The following is a 16,972-nucleotide window of genomic DNA, read 5'->3' as shown; positions in this document are numbered from 1 at the left end:
GGGAGTTTACTCCCCGGCTGTCAGCCGCTTCTTTTCGTTGGCGATGAGCCAGAGATTGCGGATATAGACGATGAGGCCGAGGCCCTGACCGGCGATGAAGACCGGGTCCTTGCGCTGGATGGCATAGATCAGCAGCAAAGCGCCGCCGAACAGCGAGAAGAACCAGAAGGCCACCGGCATGACGCTGCGCCTTGCCTTTTCGGATGCGAGCCACTGCACCACGAAGCGCATGGTGAAACAGGCCTGGGCGACAAAGCCCAGCACGATCCAGCCATCCCATTGCGCCACGAAAACGTCGTGCAGCCACTGCGACAGGCTGTTGAAAATATCAGTCATGGGTGATCTCCCTCACGCGAGGAACGACCTTGCGGCGCTTGCGCAGCCACCAGACGCCATAAAGGTCCAGAATGCCGCGCATTCCACGGTCCAGAATGCCGTAATTGGATTTGCCGTGGCGGCGTTCGCGATCGACCACGTCGACATGCACCACATCGTAGCCTTCGCGCAGCGCCAGCGCAGGAAGGTAGCGATGCCAGCCATCGAAGAACGGCAGTTGCCGGAACAGGTCGGTATGCAGCGCTTTCAGGCCGCAGCCGGAATCGCGCGTCTTGTCCTTGAGGATCGCGCCGCGCAGATTATTGGCAAAGCGCGACGACAACTGCTTGAGTTTCGTATCCGTGCGCTTGAGGCGCTGTCCCGCTGCAATGCCGTAATCCGGTCCGGCTTTGATCAGCGCATCCGCCAGAACGGGGAGATAGGCGGGATTGTTCTGCCCGTCGCCATCCATGGTCACGACGATCTTGCCGCGCGCCGCGAAGACACCGGAGCGCACTGCGGCGCTCTGGCCCGATGAACGATCATGGCGCAGATGGCGAAGCGGCTTGCCTGCATGGATGCGGCCCGCGAGTACGTCGCTGGTCGAGTCCGTCGAACCGTCGTCTACGACGATGACTTCGTATGCGCGGCCCTGCATGGCGGCATCGACTTCATCCAGCAGAAAGGCAAGATTGTCGGCTTCGTTGCGGCAGGGGATAACCACAGAAATCGTCGGTGTGTCCAAGCGGAGTGTTCCTTCATTCCTCGCGCCATCTGCTTAAGCCCGGCTTACCTGCCCGGAAACCCGATAGCGCGCAAGGCGCGCTGCATAGCATTGATTGCATGGCAAAGCCAAGACGGTTCAAGTAATCGTGAGTTCTGGCCCGGATAATAACTCGATTGATCGGTTGACTGCCGTTTTCTAGCTGGTCAATGCCGGTGACGGAAGAGCCTCCGCCAGCCAATCCAGAAAATTCTGCATCACCTGATCCCGGTTGGTCTCGTTGAGGCTTTCGTGGCGGGTGCCGGGAAGGATCGTGCAATCGACACGCTTGAAGCCCATCTTCCGCATTCTCTCCCCCAACTTCTGCACAGCGGCGCCGTTCGCCGTTGCCGGGTCTTCGGCGCCGCCAACCAGATTGAACGGCATGTCCCGCGGAACCTTTGAGAAATTGCGGTCGTCGGCCCCGCGCCGGATCAACCGGAAAATGTCGATCCACAGCGCCACGCTGGCGTCGAAGCCGCAAAGCGGATCGGCGATATAGGCATCGACCTCCGCTGCATCGTGCGAAAGCCAGTCGAACAGCGTGCGGTGGCCCTTTATGGACCGGCCCCAGGCGCGGAAGGTCATTTTCGGCAGAATGCTGCTTGGAACGTCCGAGCCTTTCAGCATGCGCTCCATATAAAGAAGTGCGAGTGCCGCAGCGCTTTGCGCTCCACCGTCAAAATTTGCATTCCAGACCGCCGCCGCATTCACTGTGTCGGCATGGTCCAGCACATAGTTCAGCGCGATCAGCCCGCCCATAGAATGGCCGAAAAGTACCACGGGCAAGCCCGGATGCTTCTCGTGAATGTGACGGTTGAGCGCCCGCACGTCCTCGATGGCCACGATATGGCCCTGCTTTTGCGCGAACGTGCCTCTCGGTGCATGAGCACCGATATTGGTGCCGTGCCCGCGATGGTCGTGAATATAGACGTGGCAGCCAGCCGCCGCGAGGGCGAAGGCGAAGCGTTCATATCGCGCCGAATGTTCGGCGAGGCCGTGGCACAGCTGGACAACCGCTCGCGGCATGGCGGCGCGGACGGTGCGGAACGGAAGTTCTGATTTGTCTGCGACCGGCAGATGATGAATGGTTTTGAACGTCATTTCGCCATCTGATTTTATGCCGTGCAAATAGTCAATCTCCCCGATGCAGCGTCGCTAAAACAGGCATTGGATCGACGGGTGAACGAATTTTAGGCAATAGCGTTTTTTGTGCAGATTCTGCTTGAAAAGCGCAAAAGCTTGGGCAAATCTAGCTTTGCAGACGGGGTTTTGAAGGGCATCCAGGGGCGTCTAGAGACAGAATTCACGTCATAACTTGCAGGCCGTCCGATGAAAGGGAGGAAACTTTCGCGGACGGTGGCCAGAGGGGAAACCGGGTGACGGAAATATCCGCGCCCGGTTTCATTATATTTGTTTCTCGAGCAGATGCGGACTGGTGGTTCCGGCTGCTTCCATTTCGCGGGTTGGCGTTTGCTTCCGGGGCATATTTGGCCTACATACGCCTCAGCAATTTCCGCGCGGTTCGACCTGATCGGCGACCCGCGCTTCTCAACCTGCGGAGACGACGCGCTTTATGGCACGCCAGTTCATTTATCACATGTCCGGCCTCAACAAGGCCTATGGCAACAAGAAGATTCTGGAGAACATTCATCTCTCCTTCTACCCTGACGCCAAGATCGGCATTCTCGGTCCCAACGGCGCCGGTAAGTCGACCGTGCTCAAGATCATGGCCGGTCTCGACAAGGAATATACCGGCGAGGCGTGGCTCGCCGAAGGCGCGACCTGCGGTTATCTCCCGCAGGAACCGGAACTCGATCCGTCCAAGGATGTGCTCGGCAATGTGATGGAAGGCGTCGCTGAGAAGAAGGCGATCATCGACCGTTACAACGAACTGATGATGAACTATTCCGACGAAACGGCGGATGAAGGCGCAAAGCTGCAGGACATCATCGACAGCCAGAACCTCTGGGATCTGGACAGCCAGGTGGAAATGGCCATGGAAGCGCTGCGCTGCCCTCCGGGCGATGCGGACGTGTCCAAGCTTTCGGGTGGTGAAAAGCGTCGCGTGGCGCTTTGCAAGCTTCTGCTTTCCAAGCCCGACCTGCTGCTTCTCGACGAACCGACCAACCATTTGGATGCCGAAACGACCGCATGGCTGGAAAAGCACCTGCGCGAATATCCGGGTTCGGTGCTGATCATCACCCACGACCGTTACTTCCTCGACAATGTGACGGGCTGGATTCTCGAGCTCGACCGTGGTCGCGGCATTCCGTATGAAGGCAACTATTCCGCCTATCTGGAAGCCAAGGCCAAGCGCATGCAGCAGGAAGGCCGCGAGGAAGCAGCGCGTGAAAAGGCGCTGTCGCGTGAACGCGAGTGGATTTCAGCAAGCCCGAAGGCGCGTCAGGCCAAGTCCAAGGCGCGTATCAAGGCCTATGACGAACTGGTCAAGAGCGCGGAAGAACGCCGCCCCGGCGACGCGCAGATCATCATCCCGGTGGGCGAGCGTCTGGGTCAGGTGGTCATCGAGGTTGAGAACCTGTCGAAGGGCTTTGGCGACCGCCTGCTGATCGACGATCTGAGCTTCAAACTTCCGGCTGGCGGCATTGTCGGGGTGATCGGCCCGAACGGCGCCGGTAAATCGACGCTCTTCAAGATGCTGACGGGGCAGGATCAGCCGGACAAGGGTTCGGTTCGCATCGGCGACACGGTTCACCTTTCCTATGTGGACCAGAGCCGCGACGCACTCGACGCCAACAAGACCGTATGGGAAGAAATTTCCGGCGGCAATGACGTCATCAAGCTCGGCAAGTTTGAAATGAACTCCCGCGCTTATTGCGGTGCGTTCAATTTCAAGGGCGGTGACCAGCAGCAGAAGGTCGGCAATCTTTCGGGCGGTCAGCGCAATCGCGTTCACTTGGCCAAGATGCTGAAATCCGGCGGCAATGTCCTGCTCCTCGACGAACCGACCAACGATCTCGATACGGAAACGCTCGGCGCGCTTGAAGATGCGCTCGAAAATTTCGCGGGCTGCGCCGTTATCATCAGCCACGATCGCATGTTCCTCGACCGCCTGGCGACGCACATCCTCGCATTCGAAGGCGACAGCCACGTCGAATGGTTCGAAGGAAACTTCGAGGATTACGAAGCCGACAAGATCCGCCGTCTTGGACCGGATAGCGTCAATCCCAAGCGGGTTACCTATAAGCCGCTCACTCGTTAATTACTCTCAAAAGGCCGGTGCATAGCGCCGGCCTTGTCGTTTGATGAAGGGAGACAGGATGAAAGACTGGTCCGCAAAGCAATATCTGAAGTTTGAAGACGAACGCAGTCGCCCGGCGCGTGATCTTCTGGCCCGGATACCGCTCGACGCGCCGCGCAAGGTTGTCGATATCGGCTGCGGCCCGGGCAATTCGACGGAGCTTCTGGCCGAACGTTGGCCAGACGCCCATGTCTCCGGCTTCGACACATCACCCGACATGATCGAAAAGGCCAGGGCGCGCCTGCCGCATGTTGATTTCACCATCGGCGACGTGACGAGCTTTGAGCCGGATGCGCAGACCGATGTTCTTTTCTCCAATGCCGTGTTCCAGTGGCTTCCCGATCACATCGCGCAGATGAAGCGCCTCTTGTCGCTGCTTCGTCCCGGCGCAGTGCTGGCCGTCCAGATGCCGGATAATATGGGTGAGCCCACGCATGTCGGCATGCGCGACGTGGCCAGAACGGAAGCCTTTGCCGCCAAGATCGGCACCGAGGGCAGGGAGCCTTTGCCGCCGGTGGCGGAATATTACAACGCACTGGCCAGCCAGGCTGCACGGATCGATCTATGGCATACGATCTATAACCATCCGCTGGATGGCGTGGATGCCATTGTGGAATGGGTGAAGGGGACAGGTTTGCGGCCTTTTCTCGATCCGCTCGATGAGCAGGAACAGGCCGACTATCTGGAGGCCTACAAAGAGCAGATCGCGCCGCATTATCCAGCGACGGTCGACGGAAAAGTGCTGTTGCGTTTTCCGCGTATTTTTCTGGTCGCTCAAAAGAAATAACTGTCTCAAAGGTCGCTCCACACGGGGAATTGATCGATTGCCCGTGCGGGCGATCTCAATTATTTATTTGTTATTTCAAAGGGTTGCATCGTCTCTGGAACAGGCGGCGCTGCCAGCCGTTTCATTTAGCAATTTCTCATATTGTAATAGATTGCATGCAAACGATTTTGTTCCTATGGTCTGGCCGCATCCTGAAACCGCTCTAGATATGGAGCCTGTGATCGCAACGCCGTGATGCGTTTCATCCCGTCGCGATTTCGTTCAGGAGGCCGGTTTCGATGCTCTTGCTCCGTTTATATTCTTCGTTGGGAATGAACACCGAGACCGCCGGTTCAAGGACCGTCTGTCATCGCCAGCGATTCAGACGGCATGATTTTGACCGGGAGGACATTTCAAATGCGAGGCTGCCTTTCGACTGAAACGCGGATCGCTTTTTATGTTTGTGAAGTGAAACAATCGCCGATTTCGGTCATCCCGCATGGGACCGGCGGCTTGCGGGCTGTTCGACAACTGCCCGCTATCGGGAGTTTTCAGAATGAACAATGCAGAAATGCATGCTGACGCCAATGGCGAGATCGAAGCGGCACATGATGCCCATGACACGCGCCGCCGCGTCTTTGCCATCGTGGCCAGCGCATCGGGCAATCTGGTGGAGTGGTACGATTTTTACGTCTATTCCTTCGGCGCGCTTTACTTTGCGTCGCAGTTTTTTCCCGCCGAAGACCAGACCAGCCAGTTGTTGAACGCGGCTGCGATTTTTGCGGCTGGTTTCCTCATGCGCCCTATCGGCGGCTGGCTCTTTGGCCGCATTGCCGATAGGCTCGGCCGACGCACATCCATGCTGATTTCGGTCACGATGATGTGCCTCGGTTCTTTCGCGATCGCCATTCTGCCGACCTATCAGAGCATTGGCATTGCGGCACCATTCCTGTTGCTGATTGTGCGGCTTTTGCAGGGGCTTTCCGTCGGTGGCGAATACGGCACCACCGCTACCTATATGAGCGAGGTGGCGTTGGCCGGTCGTCGTGGCTTCTTTTCCTCGTTCCAGTATGTCACGCTGATCGGCGGGCAGTTGCTTGCCGTTCTGGTGATCGTGGTGCTGCAGTTCTTCCTGACATCGGATGAGCTTCACGCCTGGGGCTGGCGCATTCCTTTCGCCATTGGCGGTGTCGCGGCCATCGTGGCGCTTTTCCTGCGGCGGACCCTTCACGAGACCTCGACGGAAGAAACCCGCAGCAACAAGGCAGCGGGCAGCTTCGCCAATATCTGGAAGAACCACCGCAAGGCTTTCCTCGTTGTGGTCGGCTTCACGGCTGGCGGTTCGCTCGCCTTCTATACCTTCACCACCTATATGCAGAAATATCTGGTCAACACGGCTGGCATGAGCAAGGAAACGGCCAGCGAAACCATGACCGTCGTGCTGCTGGTCTATATGCTGATGCAGCCGCTCTTTGGCGCATTGTCCGACAAGATCGGGCGCAAGACGATGATGATCGGGTTTGGCGGCATTTCCATCCTGACGACGATTCCGCTCCTGACGCTGATCGGTTCGGTTCAGAGTCCGCTCTGGGCGTTCATCTATATCGTGATCGCGCTGGCGATCGTCAGCATGTACACCTCCATCAGCGGCATCGTGAAGGCAGAACTGTTTCCGGCGGAAGTGCGGGCGCTGGGCGTCGGCTTTTCCTATGCCATCGCCAACGCTATTTTTGGCGGCACGGCGGAATATGTGGCGCTGTGGTTCAAGCAGCAGGGCATGGAAAGCGGCTTCTTCTGGTATGTGACCGTGATCATGGTGGTAGTCTTCGTCGTCAGTATCGTGATGCCGAACCCGCGCACGCACGGCTATCTGCAAGGGCACGGTTCGGTCGATTGACATTCGCCAAGCTGGAATATTTTCAGGCCCGGATCGGTACGATTGCGGGCCTGAATGCATTGTGTGGCCTTGCATTCCGCGATGCGCTATCATCCGGGAGTTTTTATGGGGCGTTTTCATGAAATATTTTCTGAGATCAGAGCATTTCAAGCAAAGGCATAATGCGTTCGCGGTCCCGTTTTTGGGGGCGGCCCTATTCATGGTGCTGCTTACTTTCCCTGCTCATGCGGTGCTCGCACCGAATGTCGAGGCAGGCCGGGAACTCGCCTCCGTGACCGAGGCGGTCGGAAAGCGCTTTCCGGGCCAGCCCATCCAGAGTATCACCCGACAGGATTCCGGTTCTTACGATGTCCGGGTCGGAACATGCAGGTTGAAGGCCAGGATCGTCACCCTGCCGACACCGCAAGGCATGGTTGGTCCACGGCAATATACCGTGCGGTTGACCCGGCCCAAATGTGCGGCGGCAAAACAGTAAATCCCGGCTGGTTTACATCTGTACGACTTCATCGTCCTCCGGCGAGACGAGCCGTGTGGAGCGCCACTCCGTGAGTTTCGCGTTGATCGCATCCAAAACGAAGAACCGTGCCGAATCCCTGTCATAGCCTTCGTCGCGCAGCGCGTCGTAATCGGTGTGGGAATGGCGCACATGCGCAACGGTCGCGAGCCACACGGCAGTGGAAGGCGGCAGCGTCTTCATATGCGGAGCAAGTGCTGCGGCGCGGATAGGTTCGGAGTCCGAATAGGGGACGGCCGGAAGCAGAAGCGTCAGGGACTTGGCGATTGCCTTCTGGCGATTGGTGCCTGCGCTCATTCTGCTCTCCTTCCATATCCGCATGCGCCTGAAAATCCGAACCGATTTCAGGAAGCACGACGCTTGGCTTCCTGTCTGGAACGTTTTTCGTGCATCCGTAAGGCGTGGGGCGCTCGTTTGCGAATCCCTTACGCCGCCATTCTGCATGAAAAGTCCTTGCGTCAAAATTGTTTTCCATATAAACATATCTTTATGTCTTTTAGTCAGCCCGAGGGCCAAGTGATGAGCAGTTTGCAGCTGCAACTCGATCAGATGGTGGATGTGTTGAAGGCGGTGGCGGAGCCAAGCCGCTTGCGCATTCTGGCGCTGTTGGCGCGGGGCGACCTGACCGTTTCGGACCTCACGACGATATTGGGGCAATCCCAGCCGCGTGTTTCGCGTCATCTGAAGCTGCTGGCCGAAGCTGATCTGATCGATCGCTATCAGGAAGGGGCGTGGGCCTATTTCCGTCTCGCTGACAATGTGATCAGCGGTGATCTGGCGCGCGGGCTTCTGGCGCGCCTCGACAGTGCCGATGCGCTGGTCGAGCGCGACATGGAGCGCCTGTCGCAGGTGAAGTCCAGCCGTCAGGAAAAGGCAGCCGCCTATTTCAGCGCCAATGCCGGCAGCTGGGATCAGATACGCAAGCTGCATGTGCCCGAAGACGCGGTCGAAGTGGCGCTCAAGAAAATAGTCGGCGACAAGCCGTTTCAGGCCATGCTGGATGTCGGCACGGGTACGGGCCGGTTGCTGGAGCTTTTTGCGCCGCTTTACCTTCGCGGCGTCGGTATCGACATCAATCGCGACATGCTTGCCGTGGCGCGGGCCAATCTCGATCTGGCGGCAATCGGCAATGCCCAGGTTCGTCAGGGCGATGTCTATGCGCTGCCTGTCGAGCGCGAGAGTTTCGATCTGGTGACCATTCATCAGGTTCTGCACTTTCTTGACGACCCGCTGGCTGCGATCAGGGAAGGCGCGCGGGCGCTGCGCCCCAACGGGCGGCTGCTGATCGTCGATTTTGCACCGCACAGGCTTGAGTTCCTGCGCGAGGAGCACGCGCATCTGCGGCTTGGCTTCAGCGACGAGCAGATGCTGGGCTGGATGAGGGATGCCGGTCTTGAACCGGAAAAGACACTGGAGCTGGAGCCGAAGGCTACCAACGGAGATCAGGGGCTGACAGTGAAGCTGTGGCTTGCCCGCGATCCGCGCCTTCTGATCGCCGACCCGGTGTCGAAAACGATAGAGCGCGTTTCGGCTTGATGAAGTCAGACGGAAGCACACTCTAAATATTTGTATTCACGGCATTATGCGACGCCCGATGTTTCCATCTGGCTGCAAAATGCTCCGAGCATGACGGAGACAGTTTGATGGGTTTTTACGGTCTTTCCCGCCGACCGGACGTTGGCCAGACCACCCGGGTATCGTTCGAATTCTTCCCTCCCAAGACGGAAGAAATGGAACAGCGTCTCTGGGATACGGTCACGCGGCTCGCCCCGTTGCAGCCTGAATTCGTTTCGGTGACCTATGGCGCCGGTGGTTCCACGCGGGAACGCACGGCGCGCACCGTTGCGCGCATTCTCAAGGAAACCGACGTCAAGCCCGCCGCGCATCTGACCTGCGTGGATGCGACGCGTGAGGAAGTCGACCGTGTGGTGCGTGAATTCGCAGCGTTTGGCGTTAATCGTTTCGTGGCGCTGCGCGGTGATCCGGCGGCGGGTATAGGCGAAAAATATGTGCCGACGCCGGGCGGCTACCAGAACGGTGCCGAACTGGTCTCCGGCCTGCGCAATATTGCGGATTTCGACATTTCAGTTTCCGCCTATCCTGAAAAGCATCCGGAAAGCCCGGATTTTGCAACTGATATCGATATGCTGAAACGCAAGGTCGATAATGGTGCGACGCGCGCCATCACCCAGTTCTTCTTCGAGAACGATCTTTACGAGCGTTATGTCGAGCGGGTTCGCCGCGCAGGCATCTACATCCCCATCGTTCCGGGCGTGCTGCCGGTACACAACTTCAAGCAGGTCAAGAATTTCTGCGCGCGGTCGGCGACGCATATTCCGGCCTGGCTGGCCGAGCGTTTCGACGGGCTGGACAACGATCCGCAGACGCACCAGCTGGTGGCAGCCGCAATTGCCGCCGAACAGGTGATGGATCTGATCGAACGCGGCGTGCAGGATTTCCATTTCTACACGATGAATCGCGCCGATCTGCCCTTTGCGATCTGCCATATGATCGGCATAAGGCCGAAGGCGGAAGCAGCGCTGGAAATGGCCTGAAACAAAAGAAAGTCCGGCGATTTCGCCGGGCTTTCTCGTTTCCGTGCGGGTCGACCTATCCTCAAAAACCGAAGCCGCCGTAATGGTTTAGGCCATTTCCCTTAGAGCATTTCCTGTTTAGGCTGGTGTCTTTATCCCGAAACCGGTTCCCACTTTCGGGAGACATACTCTAAGGGATGACCCCTGCTATCAACGCTGCAACAAATGCAAATGCCGCACAGATCATGAGGACATTCAAAGATCGCGTAAGTCCCATTGGTCTGTCTCCTTCATATGCGCCCGACTGGTCGGACGCGCGCTGGTAGGAAACCGGAATCTAAGCGCAAAACGCCCCGAACAAAAGAAGATTTCGTTCTGCAATCTGCCGTGATAGGGGAATAAACCTATTGTTTACCCTCTAAACTATTGAAATATTTGACTAGAAAAATTTGTTCACATTTCATGAAAAAGACATCGAACTGCCACGTTTGGTGCTGTTTTCGCCGCACTTGCCACAGCTTTTTTGACACGTTTTTAGCCCATTTCAGCGAATTAGCGCCAGATATGCCGACAAGGTGAGGACTGATATCACGGTCGAATAGAGGATGACGTTGGAGGTTATCGCCGCTTCGCGACGATAATGCTCGGCCAGCATGAACGGCCCGGTGCCGGTCGGCAGGGCTGCGAGAAGCGCGGCGCTCTGCGCCAGCAGGGGCGGTAGTCCGAACACATGGACCGCCAGCAGCCAGGTTGCGAGCGGTTGAACGATGAGCTTCACCGAGACCAGGAAGGCGATGGCATTCACGCTTTCACGTTCGATCTTGCGCGGTTGGGCGAGGAACAGGCCAAGGGCCACGAGCGCGCAAGGCGATGCGGCACCGCCGAGCATCTTGAGGAAGGTTTCCGCCGGGGGTGGGATCGCGAGCCCCAGAAAGGACACCACGGCACCAAGCGCTGGAGCGACAAGCAGCGGATTGCGGATCAGGGATAGCACCACCTTCCAGATGAGACGGAGCGGCTTCTTTTCGGTTTGCAGGCCGATTTCGATTAGCACGATGGCAAAAGCGAAGGTGACGCAGACGGTGATGATGATCGAAATGGTTGTCGCGGCCAGAACGCCCGAGCCGAAAGCGATCATCGAAAGCGGGATGCCCATATAACCGGTATTGGGATAGGCGGCGTTCAGGCCGTCCAGCGCGGTATCGGCAAGCGGCATTTTTCCGCGCAGCCGCACCAGAAATGGCAATGCGAAAGCAATGGCGCTTGAAAGCAGAAACACTGCGATGAAGCCTGGCTGCCACAGCTCGCTGCCATGGGTATTGGCCATGATGTCGAAGAGCAGGGCAGGCAGTGCAAGATAGACGACGAAACGGTTCAGCTCCGCTATTGCATGCGGCCCGAGAATTTTCAGCCTGAAGGCACCCCAGCCGGAGAAAATCAGCGCGAAAACGGGAAGGACGACGAACAGCGTTGTGAGCATGGGGCGCATTTCAGTTCGGGAAAGGAAAAGGCGCGGGCTTTGAACTCCGCGCCTTGTCGAATATCAGAGCTTGTCGAGAAGCTCCTGCGTTGGCCAGGAATCGGCGGGCATTCCGAGGCGCAACTGTTCGGCGCGCACGGCATCGCGGGTGGCGACACCGAAAACGCCGTCGATCTTGCCCATTTCATAGCCGCGCGCCTGCAGCTTGGTCTGGAGTTCCTTCAGCTGGTCCTGCGTCAGGCCGGGAACCGGGGTGCCGGGATCGAAGGCAGGCGCACCCGCCAGACGGGTCGCGAAATAGGCCGCCGTGGTCGCATAGACGATGGACTTGTTCCATTCCACGAACACGTCGAAGTTCGGATAGGACAGGAAAGCCGGTCCCTTGCGGCCAAGCGGCAGCAGAAGCGACGCATCACCGTCATCCGGACCGAGCGGACCATTGAGGCCGGTCACGCCCTGTTCAGCCCACCAGGAATGCGGCTTGCGATTGGTGCGGATCGCTTCTTCCCAAGGCAGGTCCTTGGTGAGGCGAACTTCCTCGAGCCATGGCTGGCCACGTTTCCAGCCGAGTTCCGAGATCATGCGACCGGCGGTCATCATGGCGTCGGGAACGCTGTTCTTCAGATCGACCTTGCCGTCGCCATCGCCGTCAACGCCACGTTCAAGATAGTCCTTCGGCAGAAGCTGCATCATGCCGATTTCGCCAGCCCATGCGCCAGTGGTCGCCGCATCGACGACCCCCTGATCGAAAAGCTTGAGAAGGGCGATCAGCTGCGGGCGGAACAGGTCCGGGCGGCGGCAGTCATAGGAAAGGGTGACAAGCGCATTGAGCGTGTCGAAATCTCCCTGAATTGCACCATAGTCGGTTTCCAGGCCCCAGAAGGCGGCAAGGACTGGTCCCGGTACGCCATAGGTATCTTCGACCTTCTTGAAGACATCGGCATATTTGACCAGATTGTCACGGCCCTTCTTCAGGCGCGCTTCCGAGATGAGGCGCTTGGAAAATTCGGTGAAGGTCAGGTTGAAGACAGTCTGCTTGCGGTCGCGGTCGAGCACCTTCTGCTCAAGCATGGCCTTGTGCAGTTCGGCGATGCCCTTCTCGCCGACACCGGCGTCACGGGCTTCCTTGGTCAGATTGTCCATCCACTGGCCGAAATCGATCTCGCATTCCGGCTTTGGAAGATTGACGGCGTTTTCAGCCGGGGCCGCAGCAGGCGCAGGGGACGCGGCGGCCTGTGCATTGGACATGGCTGTCGATGCCAGCAGGGCGGCTGCGATAACTGAAGCAAACAACTTCATTGGTAACTCACACTAATAAACCGGGAGCAGTCGGCTCCCTTCCGAGGATTGTTTTGCTATTGCCCCAACAAGCCCCGGAAATGAAGCAAAACTTGGTGTGAACTGCCAAACTGGGCCGTGTTAGCGGACCTTGTTGCTTTCCAGCCACTTTTTCCACGTATTGGCGTCACCTGCGAAGACGTTGATGTCGGCGTCGCCCTTGATGCCGGGAATGGAGCCGGTGCCGGTATATTGCCAGAACGTCCACGGATGCGGTCCGTATTTTTCGTCAGGATGACCGGCGACGGAGCGCAGCCAGAACGGATAATCCGCCATCTGCCGCAGATCGTTGTCATCGAAGAAATCGACCGTCGTGTAGACGATCGGGCGCTTGCCGTAATGTTTTTCCAGCGCTTGCAGGAAAATGCGCATTTCCTTGCGCACAACGGCTGCGTTGGGGCGCAGCTTGCAGGTTGGCGACTGCGGGTTCCATTCCATGTCGAGAACGGGCGGAAGCGCGCCGGGGTCACGCGGTACGTTTTGAATATACCAGCGCGCCTGCTCGATCGCCGGACGGCAGAAATAATAGAAATGATAGGCGCTCCGGGCGATGCCTGCCTGACGGGCGCCGTTCCAATGTTCCTGAAAGCGGTCATCGACCCGGTCGCCGCCTTCGGTCGCCTTGATGAAGGCAAAGGAAATGCCACTGGCGCGAACGGCGCTCCAGTCAATATTGGTCTGGTATTTGGAAACGTCCGTGCCGTGGATCGGATAGTGCCACGGCGTCTTGCCGGTCCAGTCGTGCGGGTCGCGATCCCCGAAACGGGGCGCCTTCACCGGGCCTGACGGCGGTGGAATGCGGGCTACCGAACCACCTGATTTCTTTACGTCGGAAAAGTCGTAGTCCACCGTCGTGCAGGCGGAAAGAAGTAAAGCGCCGAGGGCGAGAATGCTGCAGCTGGCCAGACGGTTCATATAGTGGTTCCGTGTCGCGAATCAGTCCTCTAACGGTTACGCGATCCGGAGGCAGACGTCACCAGTCTGCCGGTCAAGTTTGCTGCTAATCTGTTGAAGTGGCTGGCATCGCCGCACGAACGACCGCTATCCAGGCAAAGCCGCGATACAGAATGCGCTTTTCAACAGTGGCGTTCCGTTCCTGTGCGAGCTGATCGCAAATCGCAAAAAGGTCGCTGCGCGGTGTGACGTGGAACCATTCCAGCCATTTGAACAGAGCTTTTGCGAACCAGCGGGGCAGACGAGACTGATCGCCAAAATCGACGATATGCAGTTCGCCGCCCGCATTGAGGTGTCGGACGCTTTCCCGGATGACCGATTGCCATTGCGGGATCATCGACACCGCATAGGAAATGAAAATCCGGTCAAAGCCCGCTTGTCCGAACAATCGCTCCGGGTCGAATTGCGCTGCGTCGGCCCGGTCGAGGCGGACGCGGCTTTCGATGCCGGCGCGTTCCGCCGCATGGCGGGCGGTATCCAGCATTTCCGCGGAAATATCGATGCCGAAGAGCGTGACGTCAGGATAATGTTCCGCAGTCTTCACCAGATTGCGGCCCGTGCCGCAGCCGATTTCCAGAACCGTGCCGTTCCGGGGAACGTCCAGCCCCGCAATCATTGGGTCGCGACCCAGAAGATAGTATTTGCGGGTTGCATCGTAGAAATGCCGCTGACGACGGTAGACCCGATCCATGAGGTTGGCGTGGTCCATACCCTGAACACTCCATGGGCTGCGCAGCATGTCAGGCATCCTTCAAGATATAGAGGTGGAAGCCGCCATAGATCGACGAACGGTCGCGATCATGCAGGGCGCGGGACTCGTCTGCCTGATATTCCCAGCGATCCAGTATCTCGGGCGCTACCCGTCCCGGAAGCAGGCTCGGTTCAGCAGCAGTGCGGAAGATGACGCGGGCGTTCGGCGCGGCCGTGCGGGTGATTTCGATCCACAGCGCGTTGAGTTGCTCGTCATTCATCCAGTCCTGCGCATCCAGCAGGATATAGCGGTCGACGGAAGCGGCGGGCTTGGCGGCGAGAAAATCGGTATAGCTGGCGTTTTGCACTGTCATGCGGTCGGCACGCGCCCGCACCGTTTCGAAATTGCTGCGCGACAGATAGGGCGGCAGCGGACCGGTCTCCTCATTGCCGCTATAGCCGCGCCCGAAGGCCTGCCACGCGAAATAATTGTCGGTAAGGGGAAAGCCGCAGGCGAGTTTTTCAAGGCGGCTGCGCAGGACAAGCGCCATATCGCCATTCCCAGCGGTAGCAAGGGCATCATATTGCTGTGGCGGTATGCCGAGCCCAAACAGGGAGGATTTGCGGGCCGTCGCCCAGCGCACCATGCGTTTTTCAAAAAGCGGTGCCAGCGCGGTGTCGAAGAAACTGCGCTGCTCTTCCATGGTGCGCGCCTTCAAGATGTCGCGCGGATCGATCCCATAGAGCCGCGCCACGCGGTGGCCCATGCCGATGAAGACGCCAAGCAAACCGTGGCGATAGAGGTCGCGCCAGAAAATGGAAATGCGCTGGCGGCCGTTCCACTTGCGCTTTTCCCAATAGGTGCGGCTTTCGCTGTCGAGGTGCGGGCGGATGAAGCGCTTGTAGGCCGCCAGATTGGTCTTGTCATCGGCCTTGCCGTAGAAGCGGTAGAAAGCGTTGTAATCAGGGAGGTTTTTGACGGCGGCGAGTTTAAGCCGGTTGAACGCGACATGCGCCCGATTGAGATCGACCGCTTCCACGCATGCCGGATCGGCGGTTAGGTAGGACATGGCATTGCATCCGCCGGAAGCGATGGTGACGATGCGGTGGCCGGGCTCGATGGCAAGTGCCGCCATGTCGACTTCCGGGTCTTCCCAGATTTGCGGATAGACCAGCCCCTTGAACAGCCACGCGAACAATCTTTCGGAAAAGCCCGCGCGCGAAAGAGCGTTGTTTTGTGTCACAGCACGCTTGAGAATTGTGCCGCCTGTTGCCTGCTCTGTCATCAAAAGTTCCCCTGATCCTCGAATCCAGACTTCGATTTTGCAAAGTTAAACATCGTCCAATGACAGGGACGTGACGAAATAATTGCGGGCTTATAAACGGGAAAAAATGGGCTACTGCTCTGTAATACTGTCGCTTTATTACGTTCGGTAAGACTATTTGAGAGAACTTTTCCGCGCTGTTGCCGTTTTTCGGTGTGAAGGTCCAGTCGACAGGACTTCTGTGTCGATGAGCGACCGTAAAGGTGATTGGCCGGGTAAACCGGCCACGCACGGAGAAACAGCGAGGCGTTTGGCAAGCTTGCCATTGATGCCTGAAACCAGGCCAAGAGCCTAACCTAGGAAGGAGAGCCTAAGTGAAGAAGTTTCTGATTGCTTCTGTCGCCGCCGTATCGCTTCTCGGTCTTGCAGCTTGCAACGACAAGAAGGACGATACGAACAACGCACCGGCACCATCCACGCCGGCAGCGCCTTCGAACAATGACACGACGCCAGCGCCGACCACTCCGGCCACCCCGGCACCATCGACGCCGGGTACGGGGACTGCACCTTCCAACTAAGGGTGCGATGTCGTGACTGCTTTGCAGGCGGATGGCGATCCGGTGTCGGGTCGCCATTCGTGCTTGACGGCTTCGGCCGGTTTCGGATTTGACATGAACGCTAAGGCAACCACAGTGGGAAAAGACGGGCACTCTGCGTTTTCCGTGTTTCAACGCAGGCTCGGTTCGGTTATGGCTTTCGTCATGAACCGTAACTTTCTCTTTTTCATTTCTGCGATCGTTCTCGTTGCGCTTGCCGCATGCGGCAAGGGAGATGACGAGAGCGCTGCCACGACCAATGGCGGAGAGCAGGGCGCTGCCGCCATTTCGCAGCCTGCCAAGCCGGCAGAAAGCACGGGCACGGAAAAAGGTCCCGATCTGGTCAAGTCGCTTCGCGAGAGTTCAGGTGTGGTGACCCCGGAAGAAAAAGCCGCCGCCATCGAAAGGGCGCGCGCAAATGCGGTTGCCGCCGCTCAGTCGGTGGGCCAGACGGATGAGCAGGCACAGGCGGCTGGAGAGGCTGCGGCTGCTGTCGCACAGCGCTCCTTCAACGACCGCGAGCCGCAGCAATAATGTAAGAGCCTGTTCCAACAGTCGTCGTGCCGGTCTCCAAATGGCGCCTTTCTGTATTCCG

The 16,972-nt window shown here is 58.2% G+C and carries 17 protein-coding genes; 8 read left to right on the top strand and 9 right to left on the bottom strand.

The window, feature by feature from the left end; translation table 11 throughout:
* Window positions 1-6: 6 nt before the first annotated feature.
* From ABWW28_RS12130 to ABWW28_RS12120, 3 genes are all read right to left on the bottom strand, one after another.
* Window positions 7-336, bottom strand: coding sequence for a lipid-A-disaccharide synthase N-terminal domain-containing protein (locus tag ABWW28_RS12130; RefSeq protein ID WP_006467250.1), 330 nt, complete (start codon window positions 334-336; stop codon window positions 7-9).
* The gene (locus tag ABWW28_RS12125) at window positions 329-1,060 is read right to left on the bottom strand and encodes a glycosyltransferase family 2 protein (protein ID WP_006467249.1); all 732 of its coding nucleotides are present in this window, start codon (window positions 1,058-1,060) and stop codon (window positions 329-331) included. Before ABWW28_RS12125 ends, ABWW28_RS12130 begins: the two co-directional genes overlap by 8 nt.
* Before the next feature lie 177 nt (window positions 1,061-1,237).
* A complete protein-coding gene (locus ABWW28_RS12120; RefSeq protein WP_021586903.1) occupies window positions 1,238-2,182 on the bottom strand; it encodes an alpha/beta fold hydrolase in 945 nt (314 codons plus the stop codon).
* A 472-nt stretch (window positions 2,183-2,654) separates the two neighbouring features.
* Here ABWW28_RS12120 and ettA point away from each other — a divergent pair, with 472 nt between their 5' ends.
* The 4 genes from ettA (at window position 2,655) to ABWW28_RS12100 (ending at window position 7,481) form a co-directional block, all read left to right on the top strand.
* Entirely contained in the window at window positions 2,655-4,304 is a 1,650-nt protein-coding gene (gene ettA, locus ABWW28_RS12115; RefSeq protein WP_021586902.1) for an energy-dependent translational throttle protein EttA, read from the top strand.
* Between the two features lie 58 nt (window positions 4,305-4,362).
* Window positions 4,363-5,130, top strand: a complete 768-nt coding sequence (gene tam / locus ABWW28_RS12110; protein WP_021586901.1) for a trans-aconitate 2-methyltransferase — start codon at window positions 4,363-4,365, stop codon at window positions 5,128-5,130.
* Window positions 5,131-5,665: 535 nt separating this feature from the next.
* The gene (locus ABWW28_RS12105; protein ID WP_021586900.1) at window positions 5,666-7,006 is read left to right on the top strand and encodes an MFS family transporter; all 1,341 of its coding nucleotides are present in this window, start codon (window positions 5,666-5,668) and stop codon (window positions 7,004-7,006) included.
* A gap of 199 nt (window positions 7,007-7,205) precedes the next feature.
* A complete protein-coding gene (locus tag ABWW28_RS12100) occupies window positions 7,206-7,481 on the top strand; it encodes a hypothetical protein (RefSeq protein ID WP_235694383.1) in 276 nt (91 codons plus the stop codon).
* Between the two features lie 12 nt (window positions 7,482-7,493).
* On the opposite strand, the gene ABWW28_RS12095 is transcribed toward ABWW28_RS12100, so the two are convergent.
* Complete coding sequence (locus tag ABWW28_RS12095) at window positions 7,494-7,817, bottom strand: DUF2293 domain-containing protein (protein ID WP_021586898.1); 324 nt, start codon at window positions 7,815-7,817, stop codon at window positions 7,494-7,496.
* A 222-nt stretch (window positions 7,818-8,039) separates the two neighbouring features.
* Between ABWW28_RS12095 and ABWW28_RS12090 the strand changes: the two genes are divergently transcribed.
* Window positions 8,040-9,056, top strand: a complete 1,017-nt coding sequence (locus ABWW28_RS12090; protein ID WP_021586897.1) for an ArsR/SmtB family transcription factor — start codon at window positions 8,040-8,042, stop codon at window positions 9,054-9,056.
* A gap of 107 nt (window positions 9,057-9,163) precedes the next feature.
* On the top strand, window positions 9,164-10,075 hold the full coding sequence (gene metF, locus ABWW28_RS12085; protein ID WP_021586896.1) for a methylenetetrahydrofolate reductase [NAD(P)H]: 912 nt from the start codon (window positions 9,164-9,166) through the stop codon (window positions 10,073-10,075).
* A 523-nt stretch (window positions 10,076-10,598) separates the two neighbouring features.
* Here the strand turns inward: metF and ABWW28_RS12080 are convergent.
* From ABWW28_RS12080 to ABWW28_RS12060, 5 genes are all read right to left on the bottom strand, one after another.
* Complete coding sequence (locus ABWW28_RS12080; RefSeq protein WP_021586895.1) at window positions 10,599-11,534, bottom strand: AEC family transporter; 936 nt, start codon at window positions 11,532-11,534, stop codon at window positions 10,599-10,601.
* Between the two features lie 63 nt (window positions 11,535-11,597).
* A complete protein-coding gene (locus ABWW28_RS12075) occupies window positions 11,598-12,833 on the bottom strand; it encodes a lytic murein transglycosylase (protein ID WP_021586894.1) in 1,236 nt (411 codons plus the stop codon).
* Between the two features lie 120 nt (window positions 12,834-12,953).
* Complete coding sequence (locus ABWW28_RS12070) at window positions 12,954-13,787, bottom strand: glycoside hydrolase family 25 protein (RefSeq protein WP_006467237.1); 834 nt, start codon at window positions 13,785-13,787, stop codon at window positions 12,954-12,956.
* A gap of 85 nt (window positions 13,788-13,872) precedes the next feature.
* Complete coding sequence (locus tag ABWW28_RS12065; RefSeq protein WP_025090510.1) at window positions 13,873-14,565, bottom strand: class I SAM-dependent methyltransferase; 693 nt, start codon at window positions 14,563-14,565, stop codon at window positions 13,873-13,875.
* Window position 14,566: 1 nt separating this feature from the next.
* Window positions 14,567-15,802, bottom strand: coding sequence for a BtaA family protein (locus ABWW28_RS12060; protein WP_021586892.1), 1,236 nt, complete (start codon window positions 15,800-15,802; stop codon window positions 14,567-14,569).
* A 353-nt stretch (window positions 15,803-16,155) separates the two neighbouring features.
* Here ABWW28_RS12060 and ABWW28_RS12055 point away from each other — a divergent pair, with 353 nt between their 5' ends.
* Together ABWW28_RS12055 and ABWW28_RS12050 are read left to right on the top strand one after the other, a co-directional pair.
* The gene (locus ABWW28_RS12055; RefSeq protein ID WP_006471673.1) at window positions 16,156-16,359 is read left to right on the top strand and encodes a hypothetical protein; all 204 of its coding nucleotides are present in this window, start codon (window positions 16,156-16,158) and stop codon (window positions 16,357-16,359) included.
* Window positions 16,360-16,452: 93 nt separating this feature from the next.
* Window positions 16,453-16,911, top strand: a complete 459-nt coding sequence (locus ABWW28_RS12050) for a hypothetical protein (protein ID WP_025090509.1) — start codon at window positions 16,453-16,455, stop codon at window positions 16,909-16,911.
* The last annotated feature ends 61 nt before the right edge of the window (window positions 16,912-16,972 follow it).

It is taken from the genome of Brucella sp. NBRC 14130, from assembly GCF_040371715.1.
In the GTDB taxonomy this organism is placed as follows: Bacteria; Pseudomonadota; Alphaproteobacteria; order Rhizobiales; family Rhizobiaceae; genus Brucella; species Brucella intermedia.
This window is presented reverse-complemented; position numbering and strand designations above follow the sequence as displayed.